The 15,029-nt window shown below is 72.7% G+C and carries 18 protein-coding genes and 1 riboswitch; of the genes, 10 read left to right on the plus strand and 8 right to left on the minus strand.

All coding sequences use genetic code 11. From position 1 onward, the window contains the following. Positions 1 to 27 precede the first annotated feature (27 nt). A complete protein-coding gene (locus H489_RS25635) occupies positions 28 to 213 on the plus strand; it encodes a hypothetical protein (protein WP_017886573.1) in 186 nt (61 codons plus the stop codon). Positions 214 to 316: 103 nt separating this feature from the next. Here H489_RS25635 and H489_RS25640 read toward each other — a convergent pair whose 3' ends face one another. Both H489_RS25640 and H489_RS25645 read right to left on the minus strand, forming a co-directional pair. Then, on the minus strand, positions 317 to 1,348 hold the full coding sequence (locus tag H489_RS25640) for an NADPH:quinone reductase (protein WP_017886574.1): 1,032 nt from the start codon (positions 1,346 to 1,348) through the stop codon (positions 317 to 319). A 65-nt stretch (positions 1,349 to 1,413) separates the two neighbouring features. Then, positions 1,414 to 1,776, minus strand: coding sequence for a winged helix-turn-helix transcriptional regulator (locus tag H489_RS25645; protein WP_017886575.1), 363 nt, complete (start codon positions 1,774 to 1,776; stop codon positions 1,414 to 1,416). Positions 1,777 to 1,884: 108 nt separating this feature from the next. Here H489_RS25645 and H489_RS25650 point away from each other — a divergent pair, with 108 nt between their 5' ends. Further along, entirely contained in the window at positions 1,885 to 2,532 is a 648-nt protein-coding gene (locus H489_RS25650) for an NAD(P)-dependent oxidoreductase (protein WP_031259414.1), read from the plus strand. 177 nt (positions 2,533 to 2,709) lie between these two features. Here the strand turns inward: H489_RS25650 and H489_RS25655 are convergent, their stop codons facing one another. Then, positions 2,710 to 4,032 (minus strand): MFS transporter, encoded by a 1,323-nt coding sequence (locus tag H489_RS25655; RefSeq protein WP_017886577.1) that lies wholly within the window; start codon positions 4,030 to 4,032, stop codon positions 2,710 to 2,712. 184 nt (positions 4,033 to 4,216) lie between these two features. Between H489_RS25655 and H489_RS25660 the strand changes: the two genes are divergently transcribed. After that, positions 4,217 to 5,074 (plus strand): LysR substrate-binding domain-containing protein, encoded by an 858-nt coding sequence (locus tag H489_RS25660; protein ID WP_017886578.1) that lies wholly within the window; start codon positions 4,217 to 4,219, stop codon positions 5,072 to 5,074. Positions 5,075 to 5,253: 179 nt separating this feature from the next. Here H489_RS25660 and H489_RS25665 read toward each other — a convergent pair whose 3' ends face one another. Continuing rightward, a complete protein-coding gene (locus tag H489_RS25665; RefSeq protein WP_152427211.1) occupies positions 5,254 to 5,610 on the minus strand; it encodes a hypothetical protein in 357 nt (118 codons plus the stop codon). Between the two features lie 541 nt (positions 5,611 to 6,151). Here H489_RS25665 and H489_RS25670 point away from each other — a divergent pair. Next, positions 6,152 to 7,120 carry an aldo/keto reductase gene (locus H489_RS25670; RefSeq protein ID WP_017886581.1) on the plus strand — a complete coding sequence of 323 codons (969 nt, stop codon included), beginning with the start codon at positions 6,152 to 6,154 and terminating at the stop codon, positions 7,118 to 7,120. 172 nt (positions 7,121 to 7,292) lie between these two features. Here the strand turns inward: H489_RS25670 and H489_RS25675 are convergent, their stop codons facing one another. Further along, positions 7,293 to 7,928, minus strand: a complete 636-nt coding sequence (locus tag H489_RS25675; protein WP_017886582.1) for an NADPH-dependent F420 reductase — start codon at positions 7,926 to 7,928, stop codon at positions 7,293 to 7,295. 77 nt (positions 7,929 to 8,005) lie between these two features. On the opposite strand from H489_RS25675, the gene H489_RS25680 reads away from it, so the two are divergent. The 4 genes from H489_RS25680 to H489_RS25690 all read left to right on the plus strand — a co-directional run bounded on the left by H489_RS25680 (position 8,006) and on the right by H489_RS25690 (position 9,846). Further along, positions 8,006 to 8,302 carry a GNAT family N-acetyltransferase gene (locus tag H489_RS25680; protein WP_017886583.1) on the plus strand — a complete coding sequence of 99 codons (297 nt, stop codon included), beginning with the start codon at positions 8,006 to 8,008 and terminating at the stop codon, positions 8,300 to 8,302. A 22-nt stretch (positions 8,303 to 8,324) separates the two neighbouring features. Continuing rightward, positions 8,325 to 8,786 carry a VOC family protein gene (locus tag H489_RS25685; RefSeq protein WP_017886584.1) on the plus strand — a complete coding sequence of 154 codons (462 nt, stop codon included), beginning with the start codon at positions 8,325 to 8,327 and terminating at the stop codon, positions 8,784 to 8,786. A gap of 83 nt (positions 8,787 to 8,869) precedes the next feature. Then, the gene (locus tag H489_RS36710; RefSeq protein ID WP_017886585.1) at positions 8,870 to 9,340 is read left to right on the plus strand and encodes a MarR family winged helix-turn-helix transcriptional regulator; all 471 of its coding nucleotides are present in this window, start codon (positions 8,870 to 8,872) and stop codon (positions 9,338 to 9,340) included. Further along, entirely contained in the window at positions 9,337 to 9,846 is a 510-nt protein-coding gene (locus H489_RS25690; RefSeq protein WP_017886586.1) for a metallophosphoesterase family protein, read from the plus strand. Before H489_RS36710 ends, H489_RS25690 begins: the two co-directional genes overlap by 4 nt. 59 nt (positions 9,847 to 9,905) lie before the next feature. On the opposite strand, the gene thiD is transcribed toward H489_RS25690, so the two are convergent. From thiD to thiM, 3 genes are all read right to left on the minus strand, one after another. Continuing rightward, positions 9,906 to 11,399 carry a bifunctional hydroxymethylpyrimidine kinase/phosphomethylpyrimidine kinase gene (gene thiD / locus H489_RS25695; protein WP_017886587.1) on the minus strand — a complete coding sequence of 498 codons (1,494 nt, stop codon included), beginning with the start codon at positions 11,397 to 11,399 and terminating at the stop codon, positions 9,906 to 9,908. Next, on the minus strand, positions 11,396 to 12,142 hold the full coding sequence (gene thiE, locus H489_RS25700) for a thiamine phosphate synthase (protein WP_017886588.1): 747 nt from the start codon (positions 12,140 to 12,142) through the stop codon (positions 11,396 to 11,398). Before thiE ends, thiD begins: the two co-directional genes overlap by 4 nt. Continuing rightward, the gene (thiM, locus tag H489_RS25705) at positions 12,139 to 13,005 is read right to left on the minus strand and encodes a hydroxyethylthiazole kinase (protein ID WP_051067371.1); all 867 of its coding nucleotides are present in this window, start codon (positions 13,003 to 13,005) and stop codon (positions 12,139 to 12,141) included. Before thiM ends, thiE begins: the two co-directional genes overlap by 4 nt. After that, positions 12,994 to 13,089, minus strand: a riboswitch (TPP riboswitch). It overlaps the preceding gene by 12 nt. A 68-nt stretch (positions 13,090 to 13,157) precedes the next feature. On the opposite strand from thiM, the gene H489_RS25710 reads away from it, so the two are divergent. Beyond that, positions 13,158 to 14,144, plus strand: a complete 987-nt coding sequence (locus H489_RS25710; protein WP_017886590.1) for an NUDIX domain-containing protein — start codon at positions 13,158 to 13,160, stop codon at positions 14,142 to 14,144. Between the two features lie 118 nt (positions 14,145 to 14,262). Next, entirely contained in the window at positions 14,263 to 15,009 is a 747-nt protein-coding gene (locus tag H489_RS25715) for a phosphotransferase enzyme family protein (RefSeq protein WP_031259419.1), read from the plus strand. The last annotated feature ends 20 nt before the right edge of the window (positions 15,010 to 15,029 follow it).

The raw sequence follows: 15,029 nt of genomic DNA on the forward strand, positions 1-15,029 counted from the left end.
GTCAGACGCTCGACGTACGATGCCCCCATGACGACCGTGAACCCTGCTCCGCCGTCGTTCGGGCGTGCCCGGATCTCCTCACCGAACTGGAACGACACCACCACCGACGCCGACTACGAAGACCTCGACGTCATCGCCGCCAACATCGAGCGCGAGCGCGCAGCAGCCCGGATCCGGGTCACCGCTGCCATCGCTGCGCGTCTGGGTCGCTGACCCCTCCCGCACCGTCCACCATGAACGGCTCCCACGCGTGCGTGGGAGCCGTTCGTCGTCCGCCGAGCCGGAGCCGGACCCGGAGTGGGATCCGGTGTCGCGGCTACGGCGCCTCGGTCACGTCGATGAGCACCTTGCCGACCGTGTCCTGCTCGACCGCGTCGTGCGCCCGGGCGGTCTCCTCGAGCGCGAACCGGGTGAGCGGCAGTCCGGCCTCCTCGCCGACCGGCAGTACGCCGTCGTGCAGCGCCTCGGTGACGTCCTCGGCCGCAGCGGACAGCGCCTCGTCACCGATCGTGTAGAGCAGCAGGAACTGGTAGCGGGCGTTCACGGTCATGTTCGGCCGGATCGGCAGGCTCGCCTCGTCCCCGCCGTTGTTCGCGTAGATCGACACGACGCCGTGGTTCGCCAGCACGTCGGCGACGAGTGTGGCGTTCTGCGGGATCGAGACCTCGACGACGATGTCGACGCCGTCGGGCGCGATCGACCGGATGCGCTCGGCGGCGTCCTCCTCGCGGTAGTTGACGATGTGGTGCGCGCCGGCCGCCGTCGCCAGCGCTGCCTTCGCGTCCGAGCTGATCGTCGTGATGACGGTCGCTCCGGCCCAGCGGGCGAGCTGGATCGCGGCGTGCCCCACGGCGCCGGCACCGCCGGCGACGAGCACGGTGAAGCCGTCCAGGGCATCGGGGCCGAGTCGGGCGGGGCCGTCCTCGTGGGTGGTGAGGGCTCGGTGCGCCGTCATCGCGGGGACCCCGAGCGCGGCGCCGACGTCGAACGAGATGCCGTCGGGCAGCGGGACCACGCGGGACTCGGGGACGACGGTGTACTCCTGCGCGGTGCCGGTCGGCCGTGACGCCGCCGCCATGAACAGCCAGACGCGGTCACCGACGGCCAGTCCCTCGACACCGGGGCCCACGGCGTCGACCACACCGGCGCCGTCCTGGTTCGGCGTGATCTCGGGGAAGGGCAGGCCGTCGCCGTACGTGCCGCCGGCGCGGGCCTTCCAGTCGGTCGGGTTGACGCCGGAGACGACGACGCGGACGCGGACCTCTCCCGCGCCGGGTTCCGGGATCTCCCGCTCGACGAGTTCGAGGACGTTGCTGGCACCGGGCTTCGTGTAGACGATCGATCGCATGTCCCCAGGCAACCACTCGTCACCGTCGGGGATTCCGAGTGCGCCGGAGCGCTGCGCGCCGGAGCTCAGCGCGCGTCGTACCCCTCGCGCGCCACCGCGACGTCGGGCATGTGCGAGGTCGCCCAGTCCTCCAGCGGCACGAGGACCGTGCGCAGGGACCGTCCGAGATCGGTCAGCTCGTACTCCACGTGCGGCGGGATCTCGGGGAACACCGTGCGCGTGACCATGCCGTCGCGTTCGAGTGCCCGCAGGGTCTGGGTGAGCATCTTCTGCGAGACCCCCTGCACCCGGGCCGCCACCGCCGAGTACCGTGCGGGACCGTCGGCGAGGACGCCGATCGTCAGCACGCTCCAGCGGTCGCCGATGCGGTCGAGCAGCTGCCGACTGGGGCAGTCCGCCGCGTAGGGGCTGTACTCGAGTGCTGACATGGTGTCCTCCGCAACGCACCGTCAGGTGCCTACTTACTCAAAGAGAGTAACTCTTGTACGGTGACTGTCAACGTCACCGACGCCCAGAACGTCCACGAAGGGAACACCATGACCAACATCGTCGTCTTCGGAGGCACCGGCTACGCCGGCTCCGCCATCACCCACGAGGCCCTCTCCCGCGGCCTCACCGTCACCGCGGTCGCCCGCGACACGAGCAAGCTCGAGCCGGCCGAGGGCCTCACCCTGGCGCAGGGCGACGCGTTCGACGCCGACTTCGTGTCCGAGGTCACCAAGGGTGCCGACGTCGTCGTCGTCTCGCTCCACGCCGTGCAGGCCGACGGCAGCGAGCTGAAGGACAAGTTCCAGCACTTCGTCGACGCCGCCGCCGCGGCTGGCGCGCGGCTCGGCATCGTCGGCGGTGCCGGCTCGATGCGCGTGTCCGAGGACGGCCCCCGCCTCTTCGACACCGACGGCTTCCCGGACGCCTTCAAGGGCGAGGCGAAGAGCCACGCGCAGATCCTCGACGCCCTCCGCGCCTCGGACACCCAGGTCGACTGGTTCTACGTGAGCCCCGCCGCGGCCTTCGGCAGCTACAACCCGGGCGAGCGCCGCGGCACCTACCGCGCCTCGGACGAGGTCCTGCTCGCCGACGCCGAGGGCAACTCGGACATCTCCGGCGCCGACTACGCGATCGCGTTCGTCGACGAGATCGTCACCCCGGCGCACCACCAGACGCGCTTCGGCGTCGCCTACTGAGGCACTGCCCCTCGCAGGACACCGGTGTTCGCGCAACACACCGCGGGATTCCGCGGCGTCGAGCGTGGACACCGGTGTTTTGCGTACGGCCTGGCGCGACCAAGGGGCGGACGGGAGGCGCGGGGCGGGGCCGCCACGGGCCTCCAGGCCGGCGAGTGGTCACCGCGAAGTCCCGCGTCAGTGCGCGACGATCGCCGGCACCGGCAGGTGGTGGCGCATCCGCACCGCCAGGTGCAGGCCCCCTCGGCGGGCGAGCACGAGCGCGATCACCGCGGCGGCCGCAGCCGGCACGCCACCGGCGACCATCATCCCCACGTGCGCACCGAAGCGGTCGACGACCTGGCCCATCAGCGGGCCGCCGATCGCCTGTCCACCGAGCAGCACCAGGACGTAGAGCGACATCACCCGGCCGCGGATCGCCACGTTCGACGACAGCTGCACGAGCGAGTTCGACGCGGTCTGGAACAGCAGCTGCGACATCCCCACGGCCACGAGCGCGACGGTGAACGGCGCGATCGCGGGGATCGACCCCGACACGACGAGCAGCACGCCCGTCCAGAACACCCCGCCGACGATGGTGCGGAGCCGCACGACGGCCCGACGGGTGGACAGCAGCGCGCCGACCAGGGCGCCGATCGCGACGGCGGAGTTGAACACCCCGTAGCCACCGGCGCCGACGTCGTACACCTGTGACGCGAAGGCGGACAGCAGCACCGGCATCGTCAACGCGAACACCGAGAAGAACGCCACGAGGATCACCGGCACGATGATCGTCGGCTTGTTGACGGCGTAGCGGAGGCCCTCCACGAGCTGCCCCTTGCCCCGCGGTGCCGGGGGTGTGCGGTGCAGTTCGGAGACCTTCAGGAACCCGAGCGTCACGACGACGGCGACACAGGCGATCGCGTTCACGCCGAACGACCAGCCGGCACCGACCGCGACGAGCAGAGCCCCCGACAGTGCCGGACCGATCATGCCGCCGAGCTGGAACACCGACGAGTTCACGCTGATGGCGTTCCGCAGGTGCTTGTGCCCGACGATCTCGGTGACGAACACCTGCCGGGCCGGGTTGTCGATCACGGTGACCATGCCCACCAGGAACGCGATCACCCAGATGTGCCACGCCTCGACGACGCCGGCGAGCGTCAGCACGGCGAGCAGAGCGGACAGCACGGCGAAGACGCCCTGCGTGATCATCATGAGCGCGCGCTTCGAGAACCGGTCGACCAGCACGCCGCCGAGCAGCCCGAACAGCAGCATCGGCGCGAACTGGCAGGCGACCGTGATGCCGACCTGCGCGACCGAGCCGGTCAGCTGCAGCACGAGCCAGTCCTGGGCGATGCGCTGCATCCAGCCGGCGGTCATCGCGACCAGGTTCGTCGCCGTGAACAGCCGGAAGTTCGGCACGGACAGGGCGATGAGCGTGTGGCGCCACGGCGGTCGCGTGGCCTGGATCGGGAGCGGTTCGGTGGGCGGGGGGAGGGTCGTCGGTGACGCGCTCACGGTGCGGGGTTCTCCGGACGTCGGTGTGGATCTGGTACCCCAACGAAACTACGTGGTGCCGAGCCATTCGATACCCCTATGGTGGCTATCAGTCCATTGCGATGTCGAATGACCGCGCGAATGCCCGCATGGATGGCTGCTCGAACGACAGCTCGAACGCCCGCGCGAACGAACGAGGTGCCCTGTGCTCGATCCGGTCCTGTTGCAGACGTTCCTTGCCGTGGCGGAGACCGGCAGCTTCACGCAGGCCGGCACCCGGCTCGGCATCAGCCAGCCGACGGTGTCGCAGCACGTCCGGCGTCTGGAGACCGCGGTGGCACGCACCCTGGTCGCCCGGGACACCCGTGGCGTCGCGCTCACCGACAACGGGGACGCGATGGCGGGGTTCGCGCGGACGATCCTCGCCGCACACGCCACCGCCGACGCCTACTTCTCCGGCGCGGCAACTCGCGGACGGCTCCGGTTCGGCGCTGCGGACGACCTCGCCATCACCCAGCTGCCCCGGATCCTGCGGGACTTCCGGCGGCTGCACCCGCAGGTCAACCTCGAGCTCACGGTGAACCAGTCGTCGCCGCTGCTCCGGCGGGTGCACGCCGGTCAGCTCGACCTGGTGTTCATCAAGCAGACGGCGGGGGAGTCGGCCGAGGGCACCCGGGTCGCCACCGACCAGATGGTGTGGATGGCGCAGGACGGCATCGCCCTGGAACCCGGCGAACCCGTGCCGCTCATCGCGTACCAGGCGCCGAGCATCAGCCGGCAGATGGCGATCGACGCGCTCGAGGCCGCCGGCCGCACCTGGCGGATCACCTGCAACACCCGCGACGTGAACGGGGTGCTGGCCGCGGTGCGCGCGGGCATCGGCGTCGCGGTGTTCCCGCACTCGCTCATCCCGGCGGACCTGGTGAAGGTGTCGCAGCGGCTCGGGCTGCCCGACCTGCCCGCGGTCGACTACGTCCTCATCGCGAACCCGACGGTGCAGCGGGAGCCGATCGACGCCCTGACGAACGCGATCCTGTCGCGCGGGGTCGTCCGCGCCGTCTGAGCGGTTGCGACCTGCGTCCGCCAGCGCTCAGACGCCGGTGTGTCGCCCCCGGTGCGTGCTGCGAGACGCCGGCGTGTTCCATCGACGCCGCAGAGTCATCGATACGCCGCGGCTTTCGGGGGCGTCTCGACGTCCCCGGGGCGTCGCACCGAGACGCCGGCGTCTGAGCGGTCGCGGCGCTACGGGGCGAGCGTCGGGGTCACGCCGGTTCCGGTGACGTCCGGCAGCGTCACCCCTGCGAGCGGCAGCAACGCCGCGGCGACCGCCCACAGCAGCACGACGGTGCCGACACCACCGAGCACGGCGCCGAGCAGCGCGACCGGCCGCTGCCACGTGGACGTCCGGTCGCGCAGCGCCACGATCGAGACCACCAGCGCGAGCAGTCCGAGCACCACGCCGACGCCGTGCACGGTCGACGGCGCGGTGAACCACCAGGCGGCCAGACCGATCGTCGCGATGCCGGCGACGGCACCGAGCCCCGCCCCGGCGGTCACGCCGAGTGCACGGCGCGGCTCCGGTGCGGCGGCTCCGGGCACGGGCTGTTCCAGCAGCTCGGTCGGGAGGCACGCATCGCCCCCGCCACCACACCGCGGCACCGGGGTCGGCGCGGTCACGACCGTGGTCGCGTCGGCGGGGGACGCCGCGGCGTGCAGCACGGTGTCGAACGACCGGGCGGGAGCGGGGCCGAGCACCTGTGCGGGGGCGGGGTCGGCCGACCGTGCGGCGGCCTGCTGGTGGGCGAAGCGTCGGGGCGTCCGGGAGCCGATCGGGCCGACCCGGTGACCGTGGTCGGCCGGACCGGCGCCGCGTGGGCGGCGCGCGACGAGGCGGGGGTGGGGCGGGCCTCCCGGCCGGAGGCGTTCACGTGACCGGCGGCGGCGACCCGCTCGGGGGCGACCTCGTCGACGGGCGGCGCGGTCACCCAGGCCGGGACGGGCCGACCGGGACGGTCCGATTCGGGCATGCGATGCGCTGCCACTGCGGCGCTCCTCTCCGTCGACTGATCCGTGCTCAGTCGTAGCGGCAACCGCTGCGGGGGTCGCAGCCCCGGTTCGGGGTCGCCGGTACGTTCGGGGCATGACCGGAATCGAACACCGTCCACTGGGCCCCTCCGGGCTCGTCGTCTCCACCGTCGGCCTCGGCTGCAACAACTTCGGGCGGCGGGGCACCGCGTCCGAGTCGCAGGAAGGCACCGACGCCGTCGTGTCCGCGGCCCTCGACGCCGGGGTGACGCTCTTCGACACCGCCGACATCTACGGCGGCGTGCCGGGCATGTCCGAGGAGATGCTCGGACGCTCGATCCGCGGTCGGCGCGACGAGATCGTCCTCGCCACGAAGTTCGGCATGGACATGCAGGGCGCGAACGGTCCGGACTGGGGCGTCCGCGGATCCCGCCGGTACGTGCGGCTCGCCGTCGAGTCGTCGCTCCGGCGCCTCGGGACGGACTGGATCGACCTGTACCAGATGCACCGGCCCGACGACGTGACGCCGATCGAGGAGACCCTGTCGGTCCTCGACGACCTGGTCCGCGAGGGCAAGATCCGGTACGTCGGCCACTCGAACTTCGCGGGGTGGCAGATCGCCGAGGCGGAGCTCACGGCGTCGATCGCCGGTACCACGGCGTTCGTGTCCGCGCAGAACGAGTACAGCCCGCTCGCCAGGGCTGCCGAGGCCGAGGTCCTGCCGGCCGTGCGGGCGTACGCGCTCGGGTTCCTGCCGTTCTTCCCGCTGTACAACGGGCTGCTCACCGGCAAGTACACGAAGGCGGGCGGCCCGGCCGACGGGCGGCTGACGACCTCGAAGCCGCAGCTGCTCGAGGCCGCACCGTGGGAGGTCCTCGACGAGTACCAGCGGTTCTGCGACGACCGTGGCGTCACGATGCTGCAGGCGACGTTCGCGTGGCTCCTGGCGCAGCCGGGGCTGTCGAGCGTCATCGCGGGGGCGACGAAGCCGGAGCAGATCACGCAGAACGTCGAGGCGGGGACCACCTGGACGCCGACCGAGGACGACATCGCCGACATGACGACGATCTTCGACCGGGCCTGAGCGGGCGCGGTCGGGTCGCGCTGGGTGTTTCGCGCTGGGTACCTAGCGCTGGGTGTTTCGCGCTGAGCGACCGCTCACGGGCGGTGGGGCCAGTGAGGTGTCGCTCAGCGCGAAACGGCGGCTGCGCGGCGGCGGTGGTGATGCTGCTGCGCCGAGCCGTGGACCAGCGGGACTAGCGGGTGGCGGCGGCCAGGGCGTCGCGCATCTCGGCGACGGTCAGCCGCGGGCCGTAGCCGGGGGTGTCCCGCTGGATGCGCCAGCCCTCGGCGAGGGGCCCGGCGTCGACGACGTCGAAGCCGAACGCGTCGATGAGTTCGGTGACGGTCTGCTTGGCGGTGTCGTCGTCGCCGGCGATGACGAGGGCACGGCGGTCCGGGGTGCCGGCGGGCGTCGCGTGGCCGGTCAGGTCGTCGGCGGCGATGTGGTTGAACGCCTTGACGACCAGGGCACCGGGCAGGTGGTCCTGCAGCATCTCCGCGGTGGTGGTGGACTGGTCGTCGAGTGCGGGGATGTGGCCGTCGCGCTCCCAGTAGTAGTTGTTCGTGTCGATGACGACCTTGCCGTCCAGGGGTTCGACGGGGATCGTCTCGATCGCGGCGAGGGGGACCGTCACGACGACGATCTCGCCCGCTGCAGCTGCTTCGTCGCGGGTCGCCGCACGTGCCGAGTCGCCAAGTTCCGTGACCAGGTCGGTCAGGGTCTCCGGGCCGCGGGAGTTCGCGATGACGACCTGGTGGCCGTTCCGTACCGCGAGTCGTGCGAGCTGGGATCCGATGTTGCCGGCGCCGATGATTCCGATGGTTGTCATGTGTCCGGGCAACGTCTGCCGGACGCCGCCCATTCCCCTGACGGCACGACGCGCCCGCTCGGAGCATGATGGCGGGCATGGACCACGAGTTCCGCGACGAGACCGATCAGGACCGCTACGCGATGTACGTCGGCGGCGAGCTCGTGAGCGTGCTCGACTACCGGGTGAACGATGACGCCGTGGCGTTCCCGCACACGTACACGGTCCCGAAGCACCGCGGCCACGGCTACGCGGCGCAGCTCGTCGAGTACGCGGTCGCCGACGTCGAGTCGACGACCACGAAGCGCATCGTCCCGATGTGCTGGTTCGTCGGCAAGTGGTTCGACGACCACCCCGAGAAGGCCGACCTGCTCAGCCGCAGCGCCGCGGACTGAGCACCGAACGAAGGGGCTCCCCGTGCCCGCCATCACACCGTTCCTGTGGTACGACGACCAGGCCGAACAAGCCGCCGAGTACTACGTCGGACTGTTCCCCGACAGCCGCGTCGACAGCGTCAGCCGGATGTCGGACGGCCGCGCCCTCGTCGTCGAGTTCACCCTGCTCGGCACCCCGTACCGCGCGATGAACGGCGGTCCCGGCCACCCGCACACCGACGCGGTCTCGTTCCAGATCGACGTGGACACCCAGGACGAGCTCGACCGCCTGTGGGACGCGCTGCTCGCCGACGGCGGGAGCCCGATGGCTTGCGGATGGCTCACCGACCGCTGGGGTCTGGCGTGGCAGGTGACCCCGTCGATGCTGGGGGAGCTGATGAGCGGATCGGGTGACCCCGATGCCAACGCCCGGGTCTTCGAGGCCATGATGCAGATGGTCAAGCTGGACATCCCGGCGCTGCAGGCCGCAGCCGCCGGTCACTGACCGCACTCCAGGCCGACCCGCCGGTATGGTGACCGGACGAGAAGACCGCCGGCCGGCGCCGGCACCGACAGGCTGGAGCCACCATGGACCACCCGAGCTCCAAGGTCCGGAACAGCGACATCAGCCGGGCGTACACCGAACTCGCCCGCATCACCCGTCGGGCGAGCATCCGGGCCCGGGGCTCGGACCAGGTGCTGAGCGTCGTCGACCAGTCCCTCGTCGACTTCGTGGTGCAGCACCCGGGTTGCATGGCCATCGACATCGCCCGGTACCTGCGGCTGAACCGTTCGACGATCTCGCGGCAGCTGTCCGGGCTCCTGGCGACCGGGCTGGTGCGGACGACCGACGGTGGCAGCGGCAACGCGAAGCCCCTCGAGGTGACCGACGCCGGCCGCGCGGCGCTCGAGCGGTCCGTGCAGCTGCACCGCGACGCGCTCGACGAACGGCTCGCCGACTGGTCGGATGACGACATCGCGCTCCTCGCCGGGCTGCTGGAGCGCCTCGGTGCCGCGGACGAGGCCGGGCTCCCGATGCCGGCACCCACCGAGCCGTGACGACGTCGTTCGTCCTGCTGTCCGACACCCACCTGCCGAAGCGCGCGAAGGACCTGCCGTCCGGGTTGTGGGACGACATCGACGCCGCCGACCTGGTGGTGCACGCGGGGGACTGGGTCGACCTGGCCACCCTCGACGCCGTGCAGGCGCGGTCCCGACGGTTCGAGGGCGTGCGGGGCAACAACGACGGCCCGGAGTTCGACGACCGCCTGCCGCTCGTCGCCCGCTTCGGTGTCGAGGACCTGCGGTTCGCCCTGATGCACGAGACCGGCGCGTCGACCGGCCGGGAACGCCGGATGGACGCCGAGTACCCCGACACCGACGTGCTCGTCTTCGGCCACTCGCACATCCCGTGGGACACCGTGGCGCCGTCGGGGATGCGCCTGCTGAACCCGGGCTCGCCGACCGACCGCCGTCGCCAGCCCGACCACACGTGGATGCGCGGCACGGTCAACGGTGCCGTGCTCTCCGTCGAGCTGGTGCGGCTGCCCCCGGTCGCCCGCTAGTCCCACCCGAGACCCGGCCCCGAGGCGTGTCCTCGGGGAAGTCGCCCGAGGACCGTCCGTCAGCGCGAGACCCGGGCGTCGTGTGCGGCCGTCGGCATCCGGAAGAAGGCGAGCTCCCATGCTGTCGACCGCCGGAACGCCCGCGCCATCCGCCCCCGCTCGTCGGGCGTCGCCGCACGGGCGAGTTCCTCGACGAGCCGGGTCGCCTCGGCGCTCGACGCCGCGAACCCCGGGTCCCCGTACGCCGTGATCCAGTCGGCGAAGGCGTGCCCGTCCTGCGCGACCCCGAGCTGCGAGCCGACCCACGCGTAGACCCGGAAGCACGGCAGCACCGCGGCGGCCAGCACCGCCTGAGAGCCGGCGTCGGCGGCCTCCTGCAGGTGCGCGAGGTACCCGGCGCACGTGGGGTGCACGGGATCGTCGGCGTGCGAGCCGGCCAGCCGACGGTGGTGCAGGTCGCGCGCCTCGTCGGCACACCCCTGCGCAGCCGCCGCCCAGAACGCAGCAGCACCGGCACCGGTAGCACCGACCCCGAGCGCCGCCAGGTGCCGTTCGTACGCCCGCAGGTAGTGGACGTCCTGCGCCAGGTACCCGGCGAACACCTCCGGCTCGAGCGTCCCGTCCCCGAGCCCCACCAGGAACGCGCAGTCGATCGTCTCCTGCAGCACCGTCGCCGCGTCCGCCCACCACACGTCCGTGTACGACAGCGCCGGCAGGGCGGCTCGAGTCAGCGCGCCGTGGTCGATCGGACCGTTGCCGCTGCCCACCGACAGGGCGTCGGCTCCGCGCAGCGCCGCCGTCAGCCACTCCTTCGCCACCTCGACCGCGAGTTCCCAGTCGCCGTGCCGCGCGGCGAGCGTCGCGATCGCACTGGACAGCGAGCACCCGGTGCCGTGCGTGTTCGTCGTCGCGACCCGGGGACCCGTGAACACCCGCACGGTGCCGTCCGGCGCCACGAGCACGTCGTCCGACGTCGGTCCCTCGTCGTGGCCTCCCTTCCCCAGCACGAGGACGTCCCACCGTGCCGCCACGGTGTGCGCGGCATCCAGCGACGACGACGACGAAGCCGCCGACGAAGCCGCACCAGGACCAGCCGCACCGGACCCGGTCAGCTCCGCCAGCACCGCCAGCTCGGCCCGGTTCGGCGTCACCAGGTCGGCGAGCGCGAACAGCGCCCCCATGGCTGCGGCCGCGTCCTCGTCGAGCAGCCGGTCCCCGCTCGTCGCCACCATCACCGGGTCGACGACGACCACCGGCGGCCGGTGCTCCCGCAGCCAGTCCGTCACGACCCGCACGACGTCGACGGTGCCGAGCATCCCGATCTTCACCGCGTCGACCACCACGTCGTCCGACACCGCGTCGAGCTGCTCCCGCAGGAACCCGACGTCCGGCACGTGCACCGACCGCACCCCGTGCGTGTTCTGCGCGACGAGCGCCGTCACGACGCCCATGCCGTACCCGTCGTGTGCGGCGATCGCCTTGAGGTCCGCCTGCATCCCGGCCCCGCCCGTCGGGTCGGTCCCGGCGATGCTCAGCACCCGCGGGACGCTCATGCGTCCGCCCCGCGCCGCGTGAAGACCGGGAGGACCGGTGCACCCTCTGCGAGCCGCCCCGCCTCCGCCCCGTGGCCGGTTCCAGGGCCCCAGGCGGCCACGTACGCCGCCGCCGCGGACCCCGGGTCGGCCGCGGCGCAGATGCCCGACACGATCGCGACGCCCGCGGCACCGGCTGCCCGGAGCGGCACGACGTCGTCGAGGGTCACCCCACCGATCGCCACGCACGGCACGTCGGTCGCGGCGGCCAGCCGTGCGAACCCGTCGTGGCCGAGGGCCGGCGGGTGGTCGGCCTTCGTCGCCGTGGGGTGCACGACCCCGACACCGAGCAGGTCGACGGTGCCGCGGGGGAGCCGCTCGACGACGGCCAGGTGCGCAAGCGTGTTCGCCGTGAGGCCCACGTGGGCGTCCGCTCCGAGCAGGGCGCGGGCGACGGTCACGGGGACGTCGGACTGGCCGAGGTGCACGCCCGCGACCCGGTGTCCGGCGTGCCGAGCGGCGAGGGCCACGTCGAGCCGGTCGTCGACGACCACGGTCGCACGGTCCCCGACGGCGTCTGCGACCGCGGCGGTGAGCGCCAACAGGTCACGCGCCGAGGCGTCCTTGTCCCGCACCTGCACGATCCGGACCCCGGCGTGCACGGCAGCGCGGACGACCCCGAGCACCCCGATGCCGTGCCGGTCGGCCAGCGCGCCGTCGGTCACCAGGTAGACGCCGAACCCCGCAGGGTGCGACGCGCTCATGCCGACACCGCCCGGGTGTCGGCCTCGGGCATCGTCTCGACCGTGATCCGCGCCTCGCGGACGACGTCCTCCGGGGTCAGCGACGCCAACCGGTCGAGGAACAGCGGTTGGAACGTCCCCGGCCCACCCGCGTCCCGTGCTGCGAGCTCCGCAGCGACGGTGTGCACGGCCGTGGCGGCGACGGCAGCGGCGCCCGCGTCCTCCGGCGCGACCGACGTGAACGCGGCGACGACCGCGCCGAGCGCACACCCACCACCGGTGATCCGCGTCAACAGGTCGGTGCCGTTCGCGACACGCACCACACCGATGCCCGGCGCGACCAGCAGGTCGACCGCACCCGACACCGCCACCGCGGCCACGAGCCTCCCGTCCGCAGCAGCGACGGACGCGACCCGGGCGTCCTCCGTGCCCACGGTGCTGTCGACCCCGCGGCCACCGGCCGAGTCACCGAGCAGGGCGAGCACCTCGGAGGCGTTGCCCCGCAGCACCGTCGGGCGCAGCGCGAGCAGGTCACGCGCCAGGGCCGTCCGCACCGGCAGCGAGCCGACGGCCACCGGGTCGAGCACCCACGGGGTGCCGGCGTCACGGGCCGCGTGCACGGCCTCGAGCGCAGCGACCCGCGGTTCGGCGTGCGGGGTGCCGGTGTTCACCAGCAGGGCGTCGGCGACCCGCGCGAACGGCCCGGCCTCAGTCGCCACGTCCACCATCGCGGGCGAAGCCCCGAGCGCGAGCAACACGTTCGCCGTGACGTTCTGCACGACGGTGTTCGTGATGCACTGCACGAGCGGGGCCCGGGCACGCACGGCCTCGAGCAGTTCGGCGGTTCGGTGGGCCCAATCAGGGGAGGGCGCAACGGTTTCCATGGACGATCCCTTCGCGAGTACGAGCTCGAGCAGGTTCGACGGGTGTGATCTCAGCCGCTGGATGCGGCACCCCGTGTCTCGAGCGACACCGTACACGACCCCCGGTGACCACTTCGAGGCCCGCTCCGGGCACGGTGTGCCAGGGTTGGACCGTGCCAGATGCAACGCCACCCGGGCCCCCAACCGGCCCCCGCGACCCCGGTGACGCCTGGGCGGTCGGCCCCGACGGCACCAAGGCGTGGGGACGCTTCGGCGCCGCCGGCCTGCTCATCGACGACGGCGCCGGACGCGTGCTCCTGCAGCACCGCGTCGAGTGGAGCCACCACGGCGGAACCTGGGGCATCCCCGGCGGCGCACGCCACCAGGGCGAAGCCGCCGTGACCGCAGCCCTCCGCGAGTCCGCCGAAGAAGCCGGCGTCCCCGACGACGCGATCGCCCTGCGCCACACCGCACTGCTCGACCTGGGGTTCTGGACCTACACGACCGTCGTGGCACGCGCCTCCCGGCCCTTCGAACCCGTCATCGCCGACCGCGAGAGCCTCGCCCTGTCCTGGATCCCGATCGACCAGGTCGACGACCTGACCCTGCACCCCGGCTTCGGCAGGTCGTGGCCGGCGCTCCGCGCCACCGTCGCGACCACCCCGCACGTCGTCGTCGACGCGGCGAACGTCGTCGGCAGCGTGCCCGACGGCTGGTGGAAGGACCGAGCCGGTGCCGCGTCACGGCTGCTAGCACAGGTGTCGGCGCTCGCCGCGGGCGGGGTGTCCGCGACCTTGCTCGACCTGCCGTTCGCACGGTGGTGGCCCCGGTGGACCGTGGTGCTCGAGGGCGAGGCCCGTGCCGCTGGCTCCGCGGAGCCCGCGGACCCAGACCACGGCACTGGCGCTGGCGCTGGCATTGGCACTGGCACTGCCACCGGCCTTGGCACGGCCACCGGCACCGGCGCCGCCACCGGTGCTGTCGACGTCGTCCGTGCCCCTGCCTCCGGCGACGACGCGATCGTCGAGTCCGCCCGGGCAGCGGTCCGGGCCGGTGACGGGCCGGTCGTCGTCGTGACGGCCGACCGCGAGCTCCGTGACCGCGTCGAGGCCCTCGGCGCGACCGTCCACGGGCCGTCCTGGTTGCGCGACCAGCTCTGAGGCCAGCTCGGCCGCGGGGACCGACGCGCCGTGTTCCGGATGTCGACGGAGCGCCCGTCGCTCGCTTGCCGGTACGCTGGCCCTCCGTCAACGGAGACGCAACAGCAGGAGGTTCCCCTTGGAGCGCATCACCAGGGCCGACGACCGAGTCCACCGCCCCGCAGGGCCGTGGACACCCACGGTGCACCGGCTGCTCGCCCACCTGCACGAGCAGGGGTTCGTCGCCGCCCCGGAACCGATCGCCCTCGGTGACACCCTCGAGACGGTCTCGTTCGTCCCCGGCGTCGCGGGGGAGTACCCCTGGACAGAAGACATCGCCAGCGAGGCCGCCCTCGTCACCAGCGCCCGCCTGCTCCGCCAGTTCCACGACGCCGCCGCCAGCTTCCCGCGCAGCGCCGAGGACGACCTCTGGTCCCAAGCCGACCGGGCCCCGGTCGAGACGGTCGTGCACGGCGACTTCGCCCCGTACAACTGCGTCTACGACGGCATCGCCGCCGTCGGCCTGATCGACTTCGACACCGCGCACCCCGGCCCCCGCGTCTGGGACGTCGCGAGTGCCGTCTACCGGTTCGCACCGTTCACCACCGGTGCGGTCGAGGGCTCGACCACCCCCGACCTCGACGAGCGGCTCGCTCGGGCGGCGGAGTTCTGCCGCGCCTACGCCCTCGACGACCGCTCCCGCGGAGTCCTCGCTGAGACGATGATCGCGTCCCTGGTCGCCCTCGTCACGACGATCGAGCACGAAGCCGCGGCCGGCAACCCGAAGTTCGTCAGCGACCTGCAGCACGGCCACGCCGACCTGTACCGCGCCGACGTCGCCTACCTGGAGCAGCACGCAGCAGCCATCACCGCCGCCGTCGCGTGACCACCGGCACGGCCGATCCG

The organism is Curtobacterium flaccumfaciens UCD-AKU (assembly GCF_000349565.1).
Taxonomy (GTDB): Bacteria; Actinomycetota; Actinomycetes; order Actinomycetales; family Microbacteriaceae; genus Curtobacterium; species Curtobacterium poinsettiae.

Bases quoted from the DNA above. Each gene is read 5' to 3' on its own strand.
- H489_RS25635 (WP_017886573.1), top strand. From the start codon at position 28: ATGACGACCGTGAACCCTGCTCCGCCGTCGTTCGGGCGTGCCCGGATC.
- H489_RS25640 (WP_017886574.1), bottom strand. From the start codon at position 1,348: ATGCGATCGATCGTCTACACGAAGCCCGGTGCCAGCAACGTCCTCGAA.
- H489_RS25645 (WP_017886575.1), bottom strand. From the start codon at position 1,776: ATGTCAGCACTCGAGTACAGCCCCTACGCGGCGGACTGCCCCAGTCGG.
- H489_RS25650 (WP_031259414.1), top strand. From the start codon at position 1,885: ATGACCAACATCGTCGTCTTCGGAGGCACCGGCTACGCCGGCTCCGCC.
- H489_RS25670 (WP_017886581.1), top strand. From the start codon at position 6,152: ATGACCGGAATCGAACACCGTCCACTGGGCCCCTCCGGGCTCGTCGTC.
- H489_RS25675 (WP_017886582.1), bottom strand. From the start codon at position 7,928: ATGACAACCATCGGAATCATCGGCGCCGGCAACATCGGATCCCAGCTC.
- H489_RS25680 (WP_017886583.1), top strand. From the start codon at position 8,006: ATGGACCACGAGTTCCGCGACGAGACCGATCAGGACCGCTACGCGATG.
- H489_RS36710 (WP_017886585.1), top strand. From the start codon at position 8,870: ATGGACCACCCGAGCTCCAAGGTCCGGAACAGCGACATCAGCCGGGCG.
- thiD (WP_017886587.1), bottom strand. From the start codon at position 11,399: ATGAGCGTCCCGCGGGTGCTGAGCATCGCCGGGACCGACCCGACGGGC.
- thiE (WP_017886588.1), bottom strand. From the start codon at position 12,142: ATGAGCGCGTCGCACCCTGCGGGGTTCGGCGTCTACCTGGTGACCGAC.
- thiM (WP_051067371.1), bottom strand. From the start codon at position 13,005: ATGGAAACCGTTGCGCCCTCCCCTGATTGGGCCCACCGAACCGCCGAA.